We start from the raw sequence: 20,503 nt of genomic DNA on the forward strand, positions 1-20,503 counted from the left end.
AAAACGTATATGATCAGGGTTGGTAGTAGCGATAAATAATCTGTAGATAGGGCGAGCGTGAGATGAGTCCTGGGTTAATTCCCGCCACCCCTTCTGGTACAGCTACACCTCTTTCTTTAAAATAGTCTTCCCATATAGGAAAGGTTTTTTGTGTATCCGGGTCAATATAAGTCATGGGGGCTAGTTTAAAAAGGGGCTGGCCTTTGTTGGCTCTCTTAAAAATCTCATAAATAAGTTCAGAGCAGTAATAACGATCATCTCCGTCAATGTAAATATCATCATAAGCATTGCCCAGCAGACCTTTAGCCTCTTTCAGTGCTTCAGGAATGAGTTTTTGGTAGCTCGTATTAAGTCTCCCAATCATTACCTTAGGCTGGCCAGCTTCATTAGTATTTCTTTTTAGAAAATCAGTTAGCGGTGTCGCTAATACCCCCTTAGATACCGCCTCGTAAACGTAAGGCTGACCCTCTTGCATCACCAGTATGCCCATATGCGAAAAGTCAGCACCGTCTATCCCCTCTGTTACTTTTTCTATCGACTCACAATAGGGGCCACAGTCCAGGTCCTGAAAGAGAATGTCTCCGGCTTGGGGCTGATAGGCAGGTTGTGCAGTCAGCGGATTAAAAAGCAATAACAAACTGAGCAGTGCAAATAGCTTATGCATGGTTACTTTCTGAAAGGAATCTGGTAAAATATATGATAATCAAAGCCGAAGTTGCTTTCGTCCTCTCCACTCCCAAAGCCAGGCACACGATAAGGAACCAGAGAACTACGGCCGGCAGAGTTCTGAGCAAAGCGGTAGCGTAGTGTATAGCCTAAAAATACATGTTTGAAAATGGCTACTTTTACACCAGCATTCATCTCAACCCAGCTTACCATCAGGTTTTCGTTACGCTGATTGATAGCGGAGGTCTCCCAAAAGTTTTCTGAAGTGCTGAAGCTAACCTCATCATCTATAATACTAAAGGCATACTTAAGTCCAAAGTAAATAATATCACCACGGGCATCATAGGTATCCGCTTTTTTGTCGCGAAGCAGGTTAACGTCTACACCAATTTTGTAATAGTCTCCGTTGCTTGTGTATTGGTAGGCTTCAGAAGCGGGAACTCCCGTTTCGCTCTGGCGGCTCAACTCCGCATGTCCGTAATCAAAACCCAGCATAAAGCGGCCCATAGCCAGATCTGCCTGCAATCCATAGTAAGTGCCCTGGTCGTCAATAGCAGTTTGTATTAGCGTGTTGACAGCTGGGCCTATACGTAGGGCGCTTGGTAAATAAGCCAGCTGCATTTTTTCCCTCTCTACGGTATCTGCCTCCACCTTATTTTGTCCCTGCTGCGCCTGGCACAGCCCGACTAATGAGAAGAGTAGAAGTATGCTAAAAAAATATTTCAAGGTTACTGCTATTGTTGGTTTTAAGTTCATCATCATCTACCTCCACATCAACAAAATCATAGTCATCACTATCTACATCCAGTCCGCTAACTCTGGTCTGGGGGAAGCAGTTAAATATCTGGATTTCATCTACAAAGTAAGAAACATTTAAACGGCGGTTCACAATTTGGCCATCAGCATTTTCTATTTCAAACATAAAGCTGGTGTTACTCCTGTCAGTATCTACTGGTAGGCTTACGCGTTCCAGAGTAGCCGGGGTATTTTGTATCACGTTTCCCTGGTCATCTACTATGCTATTGATCTGTAAAGAGGTGGCTTGTTCTGCCAGCGTAGCGGTATCGCGGACGAAGAAGCGGGCCCTTACCACATTAGTGTATTCGTACTGGCAGGTATAGATGCTTAGGTTTGGGTTAGTATATAAGGTTACGTCAGGGTTAGCTACCCGGATAGAGTCAAAGGCGACTTTGCTACTGCTGAGAGATACAAAACGCTGCTCTACCCCACATTCAGGAGAAATAAGGCGTTGTTCACGTTCATAGCTAATAACAAGCGTATCGGTTTGCAATACAGCCGCGCTATCTTCTCGCCAGTTAATAAAAAACGATACCTGATTACCCGAAGGGTTAAGCGGTAGGCTGATGCTGCTAAGAGCAGTGTCCTGCACATCCAGAAAAGCACCATTAGCCGCCTGAATAGACTCAAAATAAAGAGTGTCGGTACGGGCATTGCTCTGGTCCAGCTTTAGAAAATTGACACGGACGGTATCGTAAGAATCGGTGACACAGCTTACATCCTCATCAAGACAGGCGCTCATACCAAGAAGCATAAGGCAGGCCCAAATAAAAAAATAGCGATGTGCAGTTATAAATATGTGCTTCATGAATAAAGAAACGTCTCAAATGCTGTGCGAAATATAGAATCCATTAAACGAAAATGAAAAAAGGCTTGTTCTGACTTGCACAGACATTAGCGCTGTCTTGATTTATTAGTAATTTTGCCGAAAGTTAAAAAGAAAGCGAGTTTGAAAACAAAAGGGATTAAAAAAGATAAGGTAAATGTAGTCACACTGGGCTGCTCTAAAAATCTGGTAGACTCAGAAGTGATGCTAACCCAGCTTAAGGGCAACCAGATAGATGCTACCCATGAGTCAGAAAAAGACGATGCTAATGTGATTATCGTAAACACCTGCGGCTTTATAGACAATGCCAAGCAAGAGTCTATAGATACTATTTTGCGTTATGCTGATGCCAAAAATGAGGGAGTAATTGATAAATTATATGTAACCGGCTGTCTCTCTCAGCGCTATCGCGACGATCTGGAAAGTGAAATCCCTGAAGTTGATGCTTTCTTTGGAACGATGGAATTACCTCTGCTGCTCAAAAAATTTAAAGCAGATTACAAACATGAGCTGGTAGGGGAAAGAATAACGACTACCTCTCGCCACTATGCGTACATGAAGATTGCAGAAGGCTGCGATCGCCCTTGCTCCTTCTGTGCTATTCCGCTTATGCGAGGCAAGCATGTGTCTAAACCTATAGACACCCTGGTGAAAGAAGCACAGTCTTTGGCGCGTAATGGTACTAAAGAGCTGCTATTGATAGCGCAGGATTCTACTTACTATGGCCTGGACCTTTATGGTAAACGTAATCTGGCAGAACTACTACAGCGCCTTTCCGATGTAGAGGGTATTGACTGGATTCGTCTTCATTACGCCTTTCCTTCGGGCTTTCCTATGGATGTACTGGATGTTATGGCTGAACGACCTAACATCTGCAATTATCTGGATATGCCACTACAGCATGGCTCCAGCCGCATGCTTAAGCTTATGCGCCGGGGTACAACTCGCGAAAAAACGGAGTCACTGATTTATCAGATTCGCGACAAAATACCTGATATTGCCTTACGAACGACGCTCATTGCAGGTCATGCCGGAGAAACTGAAGAGGATCATGCAGATATGGTGGATTTTGTGCAGAAAATGCGGTTTGACCGGCTGGGAATCTTTACCTATTCTCACGAAGAAGGTACACATGCCTATCAGATGGAAGACAATGTGCCAGACGAAATTAAACAGGCACGTGCAAATGAAGTGATGGAGCTACAGGAAAAAATTTCTTACGAGCTTAATCAGGATAAGATCGGAAGCGTACAAAAAGTACTGATTGACCGTAAAGAAAGCGGCAACTATGTGGGGCGTACAGAATCTGACTCACCAGAAGTAGATAATGAGGTGATTATTCCCGCCGACAAATATTACCTCAGAGTGGGCGATTTTGCCGACATCCGAATTGTGGATGCCAGTGAGTTTGATCTTTTTGGCGAGCCAGAGGTCAAGAGCTAAGACAGCACAAAGGGCAGGTATTTACATTAAATGCCTGCCCTTCTTTTACTACACGGCTTTGTGCCTAAAACTTTATAAAAGTGCCGACGTAACTATACTATGCTCTTCACAAGGGTTGTAAATGGTCAAACATTTTTTATCATTACACTATTAATTCCTGTTAGCTAGTATATTCTGCAAAACTATGAACATAGAAAAGCTTAATTTTTCTGAAACCGGCAACTTCTCTCCTATTTTTCTGGACTATCTTGATAACAAAGACACTCTACAAAAATTCTATCATCGCAGACCGGAGCTGAAAAGTTTTGAAGCCCAGCTACAGGAAAAAAAATTTCCACAGGCCAACCGTGAGCGCCTGCGGTCTGTATTGCAGAAGCAGTATACCAGCGTAGCCCAACCCTCAGCAGTAACCCAAAACATAGAAAGGCTAGGCGAGTCTAATACTTTTACCCTTACTACCGGGCATCAGCTCAATATTTTTACCGGCCCTCTGTATTTTATTTATAAGATTGTAACGGTAATTAACAGTTGTAAGCAGTTGAATGAGGCTTATCCGGATTACCATTTTGTGCCAGTGTATTGGATGGCTTCTGAAGATCATGATTTTGAGGAGATTAACCACTTTCACCTCTTTGGTAAAGATTACCAATGGAAGACGGAGCAAAAGGGAGCTGTGGGGCGCTTTAATACCGAAGGGCTTCAGGCTCTGCTAGAAGAGCTGCCAGGCCATGTAGATGCTTTTGAGAAAGCCTACAAGCAGCATAAAAAACTAGCGGATGCCGTACGATGTTACGTTAACGATTTGTTTGGTGAGCAGGGACTTATTGTAATAGATGCTGATCATCCTGAGCTGAAAGCCCCATTTCGCTCTATAATGGAAGACGACCTGAAAACACACACCGCCAAAAGCCTGGTAGAAAGCTGCTCTAAAGAACTGGAAAAAATTGGCTATAAAACTCAGGTTTTCCCCCGCGAGATTAATCTCTTTTATTTAAGAGAAGATCTGAGAGAGAGAATAGAAAAAATAGATGACAAATACGTAGCCCTCAACACCGATCATCACTTCTCTGAAAGCTCACTGCTGGAAGAACTGGAAGCCCATCCCGAAAGATTTAGCCCCAACGTTATACTTCGCCCCCTTTATCAGGAAAGCATACTCCCCAACCTCGCTTATATAGGCGGACCATCAGAGTTGGCTTACTGGCTACAGCTAAAGCCTGTTTTTGACCACTATCAGCTGAGCTTTCCTATACTTATGCCCCGTAATTTTGGCTTAGTTATTAGCAAAAGTAATGGGCGTAAACTACAGAAAGTGCCTATACAAACCAAAGATCTGTTTCTGGACACGCAAAGCCTGGTAAAAAAGTTTGTAGAGGAGAATGCGGAAGCGAGTCTTTCTTTGGCAGATGAACAGAAAGCCATTTCCTCGGTATTTGAAACCATCAGGGCTAAGGCGATGGAAATAGATAAAAGCCTGGATGGATACATTGGAAAGGAAGAAAACAATACCCTTAAAATACTTAGCGGTATAGAGAAACGCCTAAAAAAATCTGAAGAACGCAATCAGGAAACCCACGTAAGGCAGCTGGAAAGCCTGAAAGACAAGCTCTTCCCGGGCGGAAGTTTACAGGAGCGCAAAGAGAACTTTTTGAACTTTTATATTAATAATCCTGCTTTTCTAGATGAGGTCTTAGCACATTTTGACCCTATGGATTATCGCTTTTATGTTTTATATGAAGCAGAGTAGCTGTGACTAAAGCAGAGGCCCGCAAGCATTTTCGTAAGCAGCGAAGGCTGTTAAGTAAGGAGGCTTACCAATTAGCTAACCAACAGATATATAAGCACCTGATGCCCTGGCTAAAGGAACTAAAACCTCGTACAGTACATTGTTTTCTTCCCATTCATAAAAACAGAGAAGTAAATACCTGGCCGCTAATCAGAGAGTTACAGTCCGAAAATATAGGCGTGGTAGTATCTCGTACCGATTTGCAGCAGAATAGTATGGAGCATTTTATACTGGAAGAAGGAACTGCCTGTCCGGAAAATGTATGGGGTATACCTGAACCAGAAGGTGAATCTCTGGTTAGAGTAACAGAAGAAGAGATAGCGCTGGTGCTGGTTCCACTGCTGGCTTTTGATTTGCAGGGGCAACGTGTAGGTTATGGCAAAGGCTATTACGATTTGTTTTTAAGCAAGTGCTTACCCAATACTCTTAAGGTAGGTCTTTCCCTTTTTGAACCCATTGAAAAGATTAAAGACATTTACCCGCACGATATTGGGCTTACCCATGCTGTCAGTCCGAACAAGCTTTGGGATTTTAAGCATTCTCAGTGCTAATTATCAACAGTAATGCACAAACTGTTATATATTTGTGCAAAATTTCAGCAATAGAATGAAGGGGTAATATGAAAATTATCATTGCGGGTGCAGGAGATGTAGGTAAACACTTGGCTAAATTGTTGGCCTACGAAAATCAGGATATTGTAGTAATCGACCTCAATCAGGAAAGGTTACGTCAGTTGGGGAGCCAACTGGATGTTTCTACAATTAAAGGTAGCTCTACTTCTTTTAAAGTACTTAAAGATGCCAATGTAGGTGAGGCTGACCTTTTGATTGCTGTTACGGAGTCTGAAGAGGTAAACCTCGCAACTTCTTTTATTGCCAAACAACTAGGGGTAAAGCGTACGGTGGCTCGTATTTCTAACGAGGAATACCTTATGAGTAAAGAAACGCTGGACTTACGCAAGGTAGGTATTGATGAGCTAATTTCGCCAGAATCACTAGCCGCACGAGAAATACGCCGCCTACTCAGGATTGCCGCAGTAACTGATACTTTTGAGTTTGATCAGGGGTTGCTTTCCCTCATCGGAATTACCATAGACCGTGATAGCCCGCTAATTAACCATTCGCTAGCTGAGACATCGCGCCTCAACCCGTATAATAGCTTTGTAACAGTTGCTATTTTAAGAGATGGGCGTACCATTATTCCTAGGGGAGATACCCGCATTGAGCCTAATGATCATGTGTACTTTATCGCTGAGCCTAATGGAATAGATCGCGTGCTTGACCTAACCGGTAAGAAAAAAATAGAGATCAAAAACATTATGATACTGGGAGGTAGTAAGGCCGCCTACCACACCGCACGCAAGCTAAGTACCAACTATAATGTAAAGCTGATTGAACGAGACAGGGATAAATGCTTTGATCTGGCAGATCAGCTTCCTAAATCACTGATTATCAACGGAGATGGTAGGGATGTGGAGATTCTGGAAGAAGAAGGGCTGGCTAATATGGATGCATTTCTGGCTCTTACCGGAGATTCTGAGACTAATATTATTAGCTGCCTGGTCGCTAAAGATAAGGGCGTTAAAAAAACCATTGCCCTGGTAGAAAATATAGACTATATCCACCTGAGCCAGAATATAGGAGTGGATACAATGATCAACAAGAAGCTGATAGCAGCAAACTTTATCTTCCGCTATATTCGTAAGGGTGATGTTGTGTCAATTACCGGTATACATGGCGTAGAAGCTGAAATTCTGGAGTATGAAGTCAACAATAATTGCAGAATCGCAAATAAGCAGCTCAAAGATCTTGAGTTTCCTAAAGACGCGGTGATCGGAGGAGTGGTAAGAAGGGGCAAAGGTCAGGTAGCAATGGGTAACTTTCAGTTTGAGCCAAATGATAGAGTCGTAATATTAAGCAAAAGAGAAAGCTTGTCGGAAGTAGAAAAATTCTTTAAATGAAATTCAACTGGAAAGTCCTCTTCAACATTCTAGGTGTATTACTAATGTTCAATGGGGGCTTTATGCTGCTCTCTCTCCTGGTATCTTTCTTTTATGAGCAGTCAAGCTGGAAAGCCATTTTAGCTTCTGCTGGGGTTTCTTTTTTAACGGGCATCCTCACCTGGTGGGCCACTCGCAAGCAGGAAAACAAAGAGCTAAGAAGCAAAGACGGCTATCTGGTAGTTACCTTAGGTTGGGTGCTTATGTCATTTTTCGGCTCTCTACCCTATATTTTTAGTGGTACTATTCCCTCTTACCCCGATGCCTTTTTTGAGTCTATCTCGGGCTTTACTACTACAGGGGCTACCATCCTAACCGATATTGAAGCAGTTTCTAAAGATATTCTTTTTTGGCGTAGCCTTACGCAGTGGATTGGTGGTATGGGAATTATCGTGCTGGCAGTAGCTATTTTACCAATATTAGGAATTGGTGGAATGCAGCTTTTTGTGGCCGAGGCGCCGGGTGTCACACCTGACAAACTTAAGCCTCGGATTCGTGATACTGCCAAAAGACTATGGATACTGTATATTGGCCTTACTGCTTTAGAAACAATACTACTTATGCTGGGAGGCATGAGCTTTTATGAGGCAATCAATCATGGTCTGACTACTATGGCCACCGGAGGTTTCTCCCCTAAAAATGCCAGTATCGCCTATTATGATTCTCCTTACCTACAGTATGTCATCATTGTATTTATGTTTTTGGCGGGTACCAGTTTTTCCCTCACTTATTTCGCTTTTAAAGGTGCCTTTAACAAAGTTTGGCAAAATGAGGAGTTTCGGTATTATCTCTTCTCGGTAGGCATCATCATTCTTATTAGTACTCTGGCCATCTTTATAGTGAGTGATGCCAGTCTAGAAAAATCTTTTCGAGATGCGGCTTTTCAGGTAATTTCAGTAATCAGTACTACTGGCTTTATTACCGCAGATTACACTGCCTGGGCACCCTTGCTCACAGTGATATTCTTTTTACTTATGTTTATTGGTGCTTCGGCAGGCTCTACCGCAGGGGGCGTCAAAATAGTACGTCATATTGTACTGATCAAAAATAGTATTCTGGAAATGAAACGTCAGGTTCACCCCTCTGCCATTATTCCTGTAAGGCTCAATGGTAAGGCGATAACTCAGGATATTACTTTTAACGTACTGGCCTTCTTTATTATTTATATCACCATTTTTGCGATTGGATCCGTTGTGCTGGCTCTCATAGGCGTAGACTTTATGACCTCTGTAGGGGCAGTAGCCACATCTTTAGGCAATATAGGCCCTGGGTTTGGTACAGTAGGGCCGGTAGACAATTTTGCCCACCTGCCCGCAGCTGCTAAATGGGTGCTTTCCTTTCTAATGTTATTGGGGAGGCTGGAGCTTTTTACAGTACTTATCCTTTTTACTCCCTACTTCTGGAACAGAAACGTATAAGAGGAAACAGGGAATGCCCTTATTTCCATCCCCCTCCCAGGCTACGGTATAGCTCTATATTAGCCAGAATAATCTGTCTTTTAAGGTTAGCCAGATCAAGCTCACTTTGTAGCGCATCTTCCTGAGCATTAATTACTTCTAGGTAATTAGCAAAGCCACTCTGGAATAAGAGTGAGGCATCGCGAACACCTTTACTACTCACCACTATCCTTTTCTGGGCAATGCTGTATTCTTCCCTTAGCTTTTCTATCGTGACCAGTGCATCGGAAACCTCGCGTACCGCCAGTATAATATTATCCTTAAAATCCAACTCAGCTAACTGACGCTCTGATACAGCAATGGAATGGTTTGTTTTTAACCTTCTGTTTTGAAAAAGAGGCTGAAAAATAGCCCCATTAATTAGCGCGAAGCCAGAACCCATAGGATCCAGAAAGCTATCAAAAACAAAAGAGTTTAAGCCAGTACTGGCATTGAGCATGATAGAGGGGTACTTCATCGCCTGAGTAACGCCTACCCGGGCATTGCTGGCAATTAGCTGGTATTCTGCAGCAGCTATATCCGGTCGGTTGTTAATTAGCTCCAGAGGAACGCCAACTACATAGCGATCATCAAAAGTTACATCTTCCAAATTCTGTTCAATATCTATAGGTTGCGGGTAGCGACCCAAGAGCTGGTTTAGTCGATTTTCCAGCAGGGTGTACTCTCTTTCAAGCTGCGGTATTAATGATTCTGCTCTCAGTATTTGTGACTCTGTCTGTTGTATAGCCAGAGATGTCGTTTCGTCTGCTTCAAACTGTAATTTAACTATATCCAGTGTGTTTCTGCCCAGCTCCAGATTTCGTTCGGCCACTGCAATCTGAGAATTGATCATGAGCATGTTATAATAAGTAGAGGCAATTTCAGCAACTATAGCTGTCTGTACCGCTTTCTGAAACTCTTCGCTTTGCATAAACGATGCCTGGGCCGCTTCTTTTTGCCAGCGTAACTTGCCCCACAGGTCAATCTCCCAGCTGGCAAAGATGGTTGTAGAATATGCCAGCCTTTCGGTATATAGTGTTTTGGGAGGGTTTTCTCCGTGATTACGTCTGGCCCGGTTTGAGCCATAGTTGTTGTAATTTTCGGAATAATACTCTCTATTGTACTCAAAAGGCGAAATACCAAGGCTGGGATAAAAATTTGCTTTGGAAAGCTCAAGGTTTTGAGACCCTATCTCAATTTGTTTGGCCCCTTTCAGCAGTTCAATATTATTGATAAGTGCCGTATCAATCAGCGCTATCAGTGTAGAGTCCTCAAAATAATCTCTCCAGTTTACATCAGCAAGCGTAGTCTGGTTAGCCAAAGAGGTAGTATCCAACTGAGATATTCCATAATAGCTATCAATTTTATCGAACTGAGGCCTTTGGTAGTTATCTCCCACCTTGCAGCTGATGGCCGTAATTAAAATTATACTTATTGTGGCAAATTGTTTTATACACTCCATAAATATCAACTTACTTAGGTAGTTTTAATGTTGAACCGCTCACTTAATTGAATAAACAGATAGGTTAGTACGGGTATGATAAGAATACCCAGAAATACGCCGGAGAGCATACCTCCCGCGGTGCCGATACTCACGGATCTGTTACCTATAGCGGAAGAGCCTTCAGAAAACATCAGGGGGACTAAACCAGCGGTAAAAGCCAGGGAAGTCATAACGATAGCTCTCAGGCGTAGTGCACTGGCATCTAGTACTGCGTCCAGTATATCGGCACCTGCCTCCCTTTTCTGGGCGGCAAATTCTACAATTAGAATGGCGTTTTTGGCAAGCAGACCAATTAGCATAATAATACCTACCTGCACATATATATTGTTGTCTATACCTGCAAGATTAATAAAAGCAAAGACACCTAAAATACCAGTAGGCAGGGAAAGCATTACGGCCATAGGCAGCCAGAAGCTCTCATACTGGGCCGCCAGAATAAAGTATACCAACACTATACTAATGATGAATACAATAATAGAATCTGAACCTGATTTCTTCTCTTCCAAACTCATCCCTGTCCATTCAAAATTAAGGCTGGCTGGCAGGGTTTGGTCGCTCAGCTGTTCAATTCTATCCATTACATCTCCGGTACTATAGCCCTCGGCAGGTGTAATGTTAATTCTGGCCGCATTGTACAAATTATAGCGGGTTACGGTCTCCGGACCAAAAGTTTCTTCCAGTTGTACAATAGTGTTTAGAGGAACCATCTCATTCTCATTGTTTTTGACAAAGATGGCGTTAAAGGCTTCCGGGGTTTCGCGGTATGAGATATCGGACTGCATAAATACTCCGTACTGGCGGGTAAACCTGTTAAAATCGCCCACCCGGGTACGCCCGAAATTAGACTGTACCGTAAACATCATATCCTTAACACTTACCCCTAAAGCTTTAGCTTTTTTATAGTCAATATTTAATCGGTACTGGGGAAAATTAGTATTGTAAGAGGTAAAAGCATTACTAATCTCCTCTTGCTGATTAAGCTCTGCAATAAACTCATTAACTAATACACCAAACTCACTTAGGTCACCATCAGAGAGGTCCTGAAGCATAATCTGCACCCCATCAAAATCGCCAAATCCTTGTACTGTGGGGCGTGGGTACATGTTAATTCCCTGAGCATCACTAATTACAGATAGCTTGCTCATCAGGTGTTTGATAAGCTCATTGATGTCCTCTATATCGCCGCGTTCGCCTATTTCTTTTAAGATAACATAGCCCAGACCTGAAGATGGGCTTTCTGAACCGCTCACTACGTTGTATCCAGAGACTGTATTTACGCTCTCTACCGCTGGCTCTAACTGGAGGATAGAGTCTGCCTCCACCAAAGCCTGATTGGTACGGTGAAGCGAAGCTCCCTCGGGTAGCGTAAGTGTGAAAATCAGGAAGTTGTCATCTTCAGTAGGAATAAATGCCTGAGGTGTACGATTAGCTAAAAAGGCAGTTAGTAGCACTACTCCCACAAGCCCTGCCAGGCTTACCCATTTGAACTTAATAGCCTTACGAGCAAGGGATACATATTTTTTTGTAAACGTATCAAAGAGTCTGTCAAATTTACGTAAGCCCAGAGTACCTACCTCTTTTACCTTGCGTACCTTTTTAGACTGCTCCAGTTTCTCCATTACCCGGTTTTTCTTCGCTTTCTCATCCAGGTTTTTATATAGGAGAATAAATAACACCGGGCCTAAAGTAAGGGCAATGATGGCTGAAATGATTACAGCAATGATAATGGTATATGCGAACTCCTGATAGAAAACACCTACCGGACCTTGCAGAAAGCCCACCGGAAGGAACACTGCCGCAATTACCATAGTAATAGACACAATAGCTCCGGTAATTTCTGTTAAGGCAGAAGTAACTGCTTCTCGGGCAGTCATGCTGTAGTGCTGCATCTTCTCAAAAATGGCCTCTACCACCACAATGGCGTTATCTACTACTATACCGATAGAAAGTACGATAGAGAACATGCTAAGTACGTTCATAGAAACCCCTACCAGGGAAAGGAAGAAGAAGGTACCAACCAATGAGATAGGAATGGTAATAGCCGTAATAAAGGTGGCTTTAAAATCTTGCAGGAAGATGAATACAACCAAAAACACAAGAATAAAGGCCTCTATCAGGGTTTGTTTTACGTGACCCATAGACTCGTCAATCTGGTCTCTTACACTGTAGGTGATCTCATAATCTATACCCTCAGGAAAAATCTTTGCCTGTTCTTCCAGAATCTCACGTACACTTTTATCAATTTCTACCGCATTGGCTCCACTTTGCTGCACAATATCAATAGTTACCGAAGGGCGGCCATCCAGGCGGTTCTGACTGGTATAGTTAGAAGCACCAAACTCTATACGTGCTACATCTCGCAGGTGCAGTTGTAAGCCGTCCTGCTCAGATTTGATCACTATATTTTCATACTCTTCCGGTTCGCTAAATCTACCTGTGTGTTTCAGGGGAATTTCAAATACTTCGTCAGAGTTCTCACCAAACTTACCCGGTGCGGCTTCAAAACTCTGATCCTGTATTTGTTGGTATACATCGCGCGGCGTAAGTCCATATAGGGCTAGCCTTTCGGGGTTTAGCCAGATACGCATGGCGTAGTCTCGCGAGCGTAGAATGGCTGCCTCGGCTAGTCCTTCAACGCGTTTAAGCTCTCTCCTTACGTTCATACGGGTGTAGGCATTCAGAAAAGTCTCGTTGTAAGGTGAGTTCTCTTCTTCGGCAAAGATGTTAATAGTCATCAGAGTACCCTTCATCCTCTTCATTACGGTAATTCCCGACTCTACAACTTCCGGGGGAATTTGCTGGACTACCGTAGAGATACGGTTCTGGATATCTACTGCTGCCAGATCGGGATCGGTACCCGGTTCAAAGTATACCGATACTCTACCTTTACCAGAGTTTGTAGCGGTAGAACGGGCATAGGTCATATTTTCAGTACCGTTAATGGCTTCCTCTATGGGCAACAGCACCGATTTGGCCACAGTTTCGGCATTACCTCCCGGATAATACACCTCCACACTAACACTGGGTGGGGCAATTTCAGGAAATCGTTCTACCGGTAGCTGAAATATACTGGCGGCTCCTGCCAGCACCAGAACTATAGAGATAACTAGGGTGAGTACTGGCCGGTCTATTATTTTTTTTAACATAGTATCTTACTGCTTATTCAAAATATTAGATGCGTAGTGATAGAATGAATCTATTCTCCGGATAGATCTTAAGTAAAATTCAGGGTATGGTATTACTATACCCTTATTGGCTGCTTAGCAGCTTTTGAGGGAAGTCTGCCACAAACTGACTCATATGCAGGGTAGCCATGAGCAGATTGACATCGGAACTTCGGTAGATAAAGCGGGAGAATAGAAATGAAAAAAGTTGTGATTGAAAAAGAAGGAAACAGTGTAACTGTACTGTTGCCTTTAAGAGAAGCAGGCCTGAAACGATCAAGGCTCAGTTTTCGGTAATTGGCTAGAAATGTAAAAATCATGACTAAAGAGGCAATGCTAAAAAATATGGTATATGCCTGCCAAGCCTTTTCCTATGCATTGTAAGGCATTAGACACAAGCTTTACAGGCAATTTTATAAAAAATACAAACTGTCTCTCTCTAAATCTGCTACTATCAGCTTACTGTATGCTGGTAGTAGCGGTGTTGTTCATTAACAATTGACCGGGCTGTATAGGCTTCACTTTAACGCCATTTGCCAGTTTATTAATGCCGGATACTACGATTTTATCATCAGGGTTCAGGGTTTCGCCACTCACAATGTATTGTTTTCCACTACGCCCCTCTATCTGTATTTCTCTTCTTACTACAGTGCTATCCTCTTCCTGAAACTTAAAGACAAACCTTTTGTCCTGAATAGATGTAGTAGCCCCCTGAGGAATAAGTATCGCATTAGGGTAAATCTGTTCCATAATAATTTTGCCGGTGCTTCCGGATCTTAAAAGCGTATCAGGGTTGTCAAATTTTGCTCTTAAGTTGATAGAGCCCGTAGACTTGTCAATTTGTCCTGAATTGGCATCTATGTTACCTGCTCTTTCGTACTCTGAGCCATCAGATAGTACAAGTTTTACCTCATTGTTCATCTTTTTAGAAGTAGAGTCGCCCTTCATCCGCTCATAATACAGATAGTCTGACTCACTCATAGAAAAATAAACATATACATCCTCAATATTAGAAAGGGTGGTTAGAGGCTGATCATCAGTCTTTTTAACCAGGTTACCAATAGATTTAGGAATTCTACCGATAAATCCGCTTACAGGAGCGCGGATGGTCGTAAACTCCAGATTGATACGCATATTTGCGGCCATGGCCTGTGCACGATCCAGTGAAGACTGTGCTACTTCGTAATCAGCTTTAGCAGTCTCCATTCTTACCTCTGAAATTACTTCATTATCTATAAGAGGTTGAATTCGGTCAATTTCAGTTTTTGCTTTCCTGAGTTTGGCCTGTTCAACCTTTACATTAGCGATAGCATTCTTTAGGTCTTCTTCGTAAGGCTGGCTGTTAATTTTAAATAAAGGCTGACCTTTCTCTACATAGTCTCCTTCATCTACATAAATTTCCTCAAGTATACCATCTACCTGAGGTCGGATTCCGACATTTTCTACACCTTCTATAGAGCCTAGATATTGAAATGACTTAGCCGCTTTTTCTTCCTGCAAGGTCATAACAGGAAGGGGAAGGCCTTCATCTTTTGGTTCAGTTTCCTGACAACTCACTAGAGAAAGCAGCAAAAAAGCGGAAATAGCGAAGAAATAAATATTTTTATACGGGTAAAGACTGTTTCTCATTTTCATCCGTTTGTATAAGGTTGGTTTTTTTTCCGTTCAAAGGTCAATAACTGTTCTACAATAAGAACAGTGCGTCAGTCTGCACTCATAAACCCCTGTTTTTCAATAATTTGTTAATTATGGTTGGGATGACTTATCGGTAAAACCAATGATAGGTGTAGAATGTTTGGGTAATTTAATTACAGATTGTAGAAAAGTTCTGCACTTGGGGCTAACCACAATTAGTAGATTCTACAGTTAAAGTGCATAAAATAAAGATGACAAAGTCAGTTTTTGGCGATAAAAATATTTTTCTGTACTATAATCAATAGTAGCACATTTACCCTACCATTAGGTTGGCAGTAGGATACCTATAGTTTTCACTGGAAGCACGAGAACGAGTACTTAGCGCAACGGCAAAAGTGAGCGTGCCTACCCTACCTAAAAACATAGATATAATGATCAACAACTTGCCTGCCGTACTAAGCTCTGCTGTAATCCCTGTACTCAAACCAACAGTGCCAAAAGCTGATACCTGTTCAAAAACCAGAGAAATTAATTCTATACCTTCTTCTGTAATGCTCAGCAGGAGTACAATAATGGCGTTGATAGCAATGCCGTAAAAGAAAATAGAAAGTGATTTATATAGAATTTCTGTAGGGATATAGCGGTTACTGATATGAATTCGCGACCTGCCCCTAGTGGTAGCTACTACAGACATCACAATCAGGTAAAAGGTAGATGTTTTGATACCTCCAGCCGTTGAGGCGGAGGCTCCTCCAATAAACATAAGAATCATCATCATGATAAGGGTAGGGCTCATCAGCTTAGAGATATCTACCGTATTAAAGCCCGCAGTACGAGTAGTCGCCGACTGAAAAAAGCTGGTAATCATGGCTTCAGTCATGTTTGAGTCTGCCAGTACATTATCTCTCTCTATCCAGTAAAAAAGGCCCATCCCTACCAATATCAGTATTACTGAGACATTAACTGCAATTTTAGTCCCGAGTTGCCAGTCTTTCCAGGGGTGTTCCAGTCGGTCCCGCAGGCGGCTGGGCGAGAATATATCTTTAATTGGGGCAAAGCCTATAGCTCCCAGTATTAGTGAAATGGCGAGAATAACGTGCAGTATGTAGTTGTTCCGTACAACATCTTCGTACAATCCGTTGGTAAAGATGCTAAAGCCAGCATTACAGAAGGCAGATACAGCATGAAAGGCAGAGAAGAAAATTTTTTCTCCTACACTATCAAAGGGAATATTCCAGCTAAGATACAATAAGACAAAGGTGCCAAACTCTATAAAAAAAGTGATGAAGATAATCTGGCGTAGTAGACTGCCCGAGGAAGATAAGGTTTCGGTATCTAAATAATCAGGCACCAATGTTTTTTGACGAAAACTGGCCCCTCCACTTAAGAAAGACGCAAAGAAGGAGGCAAAAGACAAAATTCCTAACCCTCCCAGTTGTATGAGTACCAGAATAACCAACTGCCCTTTCATGGTAAAGAAAGTAGCAGTATCAACCACAATAAGGCCAGTAACACAGCTGGCACTTACTGCGGTAAAAAAGGCGTCTATTAAGCGCATGCTACCAGGCTGGGTAGTCATGGCAGGAAACATCAGCAGGATTGTGCCTACAGCTATCAAAATAACAAAGCTGATGACAAAAGCCGCTCCCGGCCGCACCTTAATATTACTGATCAGGCTACTGGCTTTAGAAACTTCAAGTATTAAAATCAGGCTGAGCAGCACGCTGGTAAAGTATTCTGCAAAAGCGGGCTCATCCACCATGCCTACCCACTGGTAAAGGTGTAACTCTGTACTGGAAAAAAGTGAGGCAACCTGGCGGCTAAGCAGTAAGGCCATCAAAGAGGCTTCAATCGGCCGTTCTTTGATAAACACTATGCGTTTGAAGGCATAGAGCCATTTTACAAAAAAAACGCCCAGGAATATCCAAAGTACTACATTAATGGTAATGAAGATGCTGTGTTTTTCTTCCAGACTGATGCTAAACCCATAATTGTATAATAGGAGGCATAAGCCCAGTATAGTATTTACTGCATTGATCACATGGGTAGTGCGCAGAATAGCAGGTCGGCTGTCGTAAAGCAAATTATTGAGCCTCTTGACTACAATATCTTTGCTTAGCTTCATGTAAGTAGGGTGTTTTGGCCTAGCACTTTTTTCGCTTCTTCTAAAAGGCGTTTATACTCTATTGAAACTACCCCAGTATACTCACATACTATTCCTCCTCCCAGATTTGCCAGTTCGGCAAGCAGCCTTGGAGAAAGTTCAAGTGCCAGACAAAGGGCCGCAATACTAATTACTGTATCGCCAGCTCCTGATACATCTGCAATTTTGCGAATATGCGCAGGAATGACGTGTTTTTCCTCTTGCCCATGATAAGCAGCGTCTATGTATACCCCCTTCTCTGACATGGTAACAAAAGTAGTATTTACCTGCAATAGAGCTTTAAGTTTGGTAGAAGCCTGCGCAACTGCCTGCTCCGTAGTGAGCGAGGTCTCGTGTTTTTCTTTGTGCAGAGCCAGGCCTTCTACCTGCATACCCTCTCTTAGCTCTTTAAGGTTGGGCTTAAAAAGTGTAGCTTCTTTGTAGTGTAAAAAGTTGCGGCGTTTAGGATCAACGGTAGTAGGTATCTGATGTTTTTTTGCCAGGGCGATAGTTTGCTGTATCAGTGGTTCGCTGAGTACGCCTTTATCGTAATCCTGGAAGATAACCACATCTGCCTGAGGAAGTAGTTTTTCTATCACCTTCAGCAGTGATTCCCGGTCTTCATCTATAAGTAATTCATCATCTTCGGAATCTACCCTGAGCATTTGTTGAGAACCCGCAATTACACGTTCTTTTACAGTGGTAAGGCGGTTTTTACTTTTGACGATACCTGCTCCGGATATATTTTGCTCTTCCAGCAAGCTATGGAAGTCACCCGCAGCATGGTCATCTCCTATCACAGCGCAAAGAAGAGGGGTAGCACCCAGGGCCTGTACATTAAGAGCGACATTTGCCGCACCTCCTAATCTTTTTTCTCTTTTGCGTACGTGTACAATAGGCACAGGAGCTTCAGGAGAGATACGTTCTACCTTTCCCCAGATATAGGCATCCAGCATGACATCACCTATGATCAATACTTTCAGGTCACGAAAGGCCTCAAATATTTCGTCTAAAGTCTTCCCCATCTCCTATAAGCTAAAAAGTCCCTCTGCTAAGAGGGACTCTTTTAAATAAATTACTTCAGTTTACTTAATGCTTCTTTAATACGGCTGATCGCTTCCTCCAACTGCTCGTCAGATGCGGCGTAAGAAAGGCGTACGCACTTAGGCGCGCCAAATGCTTCGCCAGTAACCAGAGAAACGTGGGCTGTATTTAATATATACATGCACAAGTCTCCGGCATTGTTAATAGTAGTTTCACCATCAGACTTGCCAAAGTACTCACTCACATCCGGGAAAATATAGAAAGCACCATTAGGCTCATAGGTTTTGATACCAGGTACCTCCTGTAGTTTTTCCAATACCAAAGCTCTACGTCGCAGGTAAGCCTTTGCCATCTCCTGAGTAGGCGCCATATCGCCGTTAAGTGCGGCAATAGCTGCACGCTGCGCAATACCATTGGTGCCAGAAGTAAACTGTCCCTGAATTTTTCCGCAAGCTTTAGCGATAGGAAGAGGAGCGGCAATATAGCCAAGTCGCCAGCCCGTCATGGCATAACCTTTAGAGAAACCATTAACCGTAACTGTGCGCTCCATCATACCAGGCATACTGGCAATACTCACATGCTCGCCGCTAAAGTTGATGTGCTCATAAATTTCGTCGGCTACAACTATAATTTCAGGATGGTCTGCTAATACTTCGGCCATTGCGCTGAGTTCTTCACGATTAAAAACAGCGCCAGTAGGATTGCAGGGAGAAGAGAATATTACCGCTTTGGTTTTAGAGGTAATAGCTTCTTTAAGCTGATCTGAAGTAGCCTTGAAGTTGTTTTCTATATCCCCGTTGATGAATACAGGTACTCCTTCTGCCAGCTTAATAATTTCTGCATAGCTTACCCAGTAAGGCGCGTACACAATTACCTCATCGCCCGCGTTAAGCAGGCACATAAAAGTGTTAGCAATAGATTGCTTGGCACCGGTAGAAACAACTATCTGCTCAGGAGTATAGCTGAGCTTATTTTCTCTCTCCAGCTTGTCTGCGATGGCCTGACGTAGATCCAGGTAGCCGGGTACAGGAGAGTAGGAGAAATATTTACCCTCGTCAATAGCGTCTTTAGCAGCTTCGCAAATATGCTTGGGAGTCTTGAAGTCAGGTTCGCCCAGACTCAGGCTAATAACATCAACACCCTTTGATTTTAATTCACGTGCTTTTTGAGCCATGGCAATGGTTGCCGACTCTTCCATGGCCTTAATTCTGTCGGATAGTTGCTCCATAGTGTATAATATTTAGTAATAGGTGTGTTTTGACTGATAAAAACGCAAAACGGGGCAAAATTAATGATTACTGTTTAGAGATACTAGGTTTAAGATTGAAAGTATGTCCCTTATCTTGTAAAAATACGTAACAGATGGCTTGTATTCTTATAAAGTATTCACTGATAATTTAGAAATATTGCGATTATTTTATGAACTTTGGGCGTTATGAACTTGTCTATATACTAGCACGGGGCCGACCGGTTTTGACAGGATGAGCGGTTACGTGTGTAAGCATGCAGGCACATAGGGTGAGTGCCTTGATCAATAGCTCTAACACTATAATTGGCGAATCTAATTACGCCATGGCTGCCTAATTTTAGCCTGATATAGGTTAAAATTTGGGCTTACGGTTGAGCGACAACGCTCCCGGGCCACATCCCACAAAGCCTCTGTTCTTTAGGTTTTGAGTCTGGGGTGTCGAAATTTAGAACTAGCATGAGTAGGGCTGTGATGCTTATGCGAAACCCAATCGCAGCTAAGGTGATGTTCGGTTGCTTTCTACCATTCGTCACCCGACAATCCAAAGTAAAGCTAAGCATGTAGAAGCCACGATAGTTGCCTTCTCTGGACGAGGGTTCGAATCCCTCCGGCTCCACAAAAGGATTTCATATTACTTCAAACCCCTTCAGATTCCTTTCTGGAGGGGTTTTTTGTTTGTCAATATTTTTTTTCTGAGAGCACCTTAAGCCTGAAATAAAAAAGAGTAACATGGGAGATATTTCGCATAGTTGCGATGGAATGGATAAGTCATACATAATAAATGCCGAGCTTGATTAACGAAACCAGACT

Annotated in this window: 14 protein-coding genes and 1 other RNA gene; 6 read left to right on the top strand and 9 right to left on the bottom strand. The window is 42.8% G+C overall.

The window, feature by feature from the left end:
- Positions 1-13: 13 nt before the first annotated feature.
- From PZB74_RS07930 to PZB74_RS07940, 3 genes are read right to left on the bottom strand one after another with little or no spacing between them, the layout of a single operon-like run.
- On the bottom strand, positions 14-664 hold the full coding sequence (locus PZB74_RS07930; RefSeq protein ID WP_302241973.1) for a YiiX/YebB-like N1pC/P60 family cysteine hydrolase: 651 nt from the start codon (positions 662-664) through the stop codon (positions 14-16).
- A 2-nt stretch (positions 665-666) separates the two neighbouring features.
- Positions 667-1,392, bottom strand: coding sequence for a DUF6048 family protein (locus tag PZB74_RS07935; RefSeq protein ID WP_302241974.1), 726 nt, complete (start codon positions 1,390-1,392; stop codon positions 667-669).
- On the bottom strand, positions 1,376-2,206 hold the full coding sequence (locus PZB74_RS07940) for a DUF6452 family protein (protein WP_302241975.1): 831 nt from the start codon (positions 2,204-2,206) through the stop codon (positions 1,376-1,378). Before PZB74_RS07940 ends, PZB74_RS07935 begins: the two co-directional genes overlap by 17 nt.
- Positions 2,207-2,413: 207 nt before the next feature.
- Here PZB74_RS07940 and rimO point away from each other — a divergent pair, with 207 nt between their 5' ends.
- The 5 genes from rimO to PZB74_RS07965 all read left to right on the top strand — a co-directional run bounded on the left by rimO (position 2,414) and on the right by PZB74_RS07965 (position 8,936).
- Entirely contained in the window at positions 2,414-3,733 is a 1,320-nt protein-coding gene (gene rimO / locus PZB74_RS07945; RefSeq protein ID WP_302241976.1) for a 30S ribosomal protein S12 methylthiotransferase RimO, read from the top strand.
- A gap of 184 nt (positions 3,734-3,917) precedes the next feature.
- Entirely contained in the window at positions 3,918-5,480 is a 1,563-nt protein-coding gene (gene bshC / locus PZB74_RS07950) for a bacillithiol biosynthesis cysteine-adding enzyme BshC (RefSeq protein ID WP_302241977.1), read from the top strand.
- A 2-nt stretch (positions 5,481-5,482) separates the two neighbouring features.
- Positions 5,483-6,070, top strand: coding sequence for a 5-formyltetrahydrofolate cyclo-ligase (locus tag PZB74_RS07955; protein WP_302241978.1), 588 nt, complete (start codon positions 5,483-5,485; stop codon positions 6,068-6,070).
- Positions 6,071-6,138: 68 nt separating this feature from the next.
- Positions 6,139-7,479: a Trk system potassium transporter TrkA gene (gene trkA, locus PZB74_RS07960; RefSeq protein ID WP_302241979.1), complete on the top strand. Its 1,341-nt coding sequence runs from the start codon at positions 6,139-6,141 to the stop codon at positions 7,477-7,479.
- Positions 7,476-8,936, top strand: coding sequence for a TrkH family potassium uptake protein (locus tag PZB74_RS07965; RefSeq protein ID WP_302241980.1), 1,461 nt, complete (start codon positions 7,476-7,478; stop codon positions 8,934-8,936). Before trkA ends, PZB74_RS07965 begins: the two co-directional genes overlap by 4 nt.
- A gap of 19 nt (positions 8,937-8,955) precedes the next feature.
- Here PZB74_RS07965 and PZB74_RS07970 read toward each other — a convergent pair whose 3' ends face one another.
- The 6 genes from PZB74_RS07970 to PZB74_RS07995 form a co-directional block, all read right to left on the bottom strand.
- Entirely contained in the window at positions 8,956-10,416 is a 1,461-nt protein-coding gene (locus PZB74_RS07970; protein ID WP_302241982.1) for an efflux transporter outer membrane subunit, read from the bottom strand.
- A 14-nt stretch (positions 10,417-10,430) separates the two neighbouring features.
- Positions 10,431-13,604 carry an efflux RND transporter permease subunit gene (locus PZB74_RS07975; RefSeq protein WP_302241983.1) on the bottom strand — a complete coding sequence of 1,058 codons (3,174 nt, stop codon included), beginning with the start codon at positions 13,602-13,604 and terminating at the stop codon, positions 10,431-10,433.
- A gap of 477 nt (positions 13,605-14,081) precedes the next feature.
- Positions 14,082-15,251, bottom strand: a complete 1,170-nt coding sequence (locus tag PZB74_RS07980) for an efflux RND transporter periplasmic adaptor subunit (RefSeq protein WP_302241984.1) — start codon at positions 15,249-15,251, stop codon at positions 14,082-14,084.
- 319 nt (positions 15,252-15,570) lie between these two features.
- Positions 15,571-17,382, bottom strand: a complete 1,812-nt coding sequence (locus tag PZB74_RS07985) for a TrkH family potassium uptake protein (protein WP_302241985.1) — start codon at positions 17,380-17,382, stop codon at positions 15,571-15,573.
- Positions 17,379-18,425, bottom strand: a complete 1,047-nt coding sequence (locus PZB74_RS07990; protein ID WP_302241986.1) for a bifunctional heptose 7-phosphate kinase/heptose 1-phosphate adenyltransferase — start codon at positions 18,423-18,425, stop codon at positions 17,379-17,381. Before PZB74_RS07990 ends, PZB74_RS07985 begins: the two co-directional genes overlap by 4 nt.
- A 50-nt stretch (positions 18,426-18,475) precedes the next feature.
- Positions 18,476-19,672, bottom strand: coding sequence for a pyridoxal phosphate-dependent aminotransferase (locus tag PZB74_RS07995; RefSeq protein ID WP_302241987.1), 1,197 nt, complete (start codon positions 19,670-19,672; stop codon positions 18,476-18,478).
- Positions 19,673-19,903: 231 nt separating this feature from the next.
- On the opposite strand from PZB74_RS07995, the gene ssrA reads away from it, so the two are divergent.
- Positions 19,904-20,312, top strand: a transfer-messenger RNA (tmRNA) gene (ssrA, locus tag PZB74_RS08000).
- The last annotated feature ends 191 nt before the right edge of the window (positions 20,313-20,503 follow it).

The organism is Porifericola rhodea, assembly GCF_030506305.1.
Lineage (GTDB): Bacteria > Bacteroidota > Bacteroidia > Cytophagales > Cyclobacteriaceae > Catalinimonas > Catalinimonas rhodea.

What these genes read in the sequence shown, in the direction of transcription:
- PZB74_RS07990 (WP_302241986.1), bottom strand. Translation starts at nt 18,425, where the DNA reads ATGGGGAAGACTTTAGACGAAATATTTGAGGCCTTTCGTGACCTGAAA.
- PZB74_RS07985 (WP_302241985.1), bottom strand. Translation starts at nt 17,382, where the DNA reads ATGAAGCTAAGCAAAGATATTGTAGTCAAGAGGCTCAATAATTTGCTT.
- trkA (WP_302241979.1), top strand. Translation starts at nt 6,139, where the DNA reads ATGAAAATTATCATTGCGGGTGCAGGAGATGTAGGTAAACACTTGGCT.
- PZB74_RS07975 (WP_302241983.1), bottom strand. Translation starts at nt 13,604, where the DNA reads ATGTTAAAAAAAATAATAGACCGGCCAGTACTCACCCTAGTTATCTCT.
- PZB74_RS07970 (WP_302241982.1), bottom strand. Translation starts at nt 10,416, where the DNA reads ATGGAGTGTATAAAACAATTTGCCACAATAAGTATAATTTTAATTACG.
- bshC (WP_302241977.1), top strand. Translation starts at nt 3,918, where the DNA reads ATGAACATAGAAAAGCTTAATTTTTCTGAAACCGGCAACTTCTCTCCT.
- PZB74_RS07930 (WP_302241973.1), bottom strand. Translation starts at nt 664, where the DNA reads ATGCATAAGCTATTTGCACTGCTCAGTTTGTTATTGCTTTTTAATCCG.
- PZB74_RS07940 (WP_302241975.1), bottom strand. Translation starts at nt 2,206, where the DNA reads ATGAGCGCCTGTCTTGATGAGGATGTAAGCTGTGTCACCGATTCTTAC.
- PZB74_RS07965 (WP_302241980.1), top strand. Translation starts at nt 7,476, where the DNA reads ATGAAATTCAACTGGAAAGTCCTCTTCAACATTCTAGGTGTATTACTA.
- PZB74_RS07995 (WP_302241987.1), bottom strand. Translation starts at nt 19,672, where the DNA reads ATGGAGCAACTATCCGACAGAATTAAGGCCATGGAAGAGTCGGCAACC.
- PZB74_RS07980 (WP_302241984.1), bottom strand. Translation starts at nt 15,251, where the DNA reads ATGAGAAACAGTCTTTACCCGTATAAAAATATTTATTTCTTCGCTATT.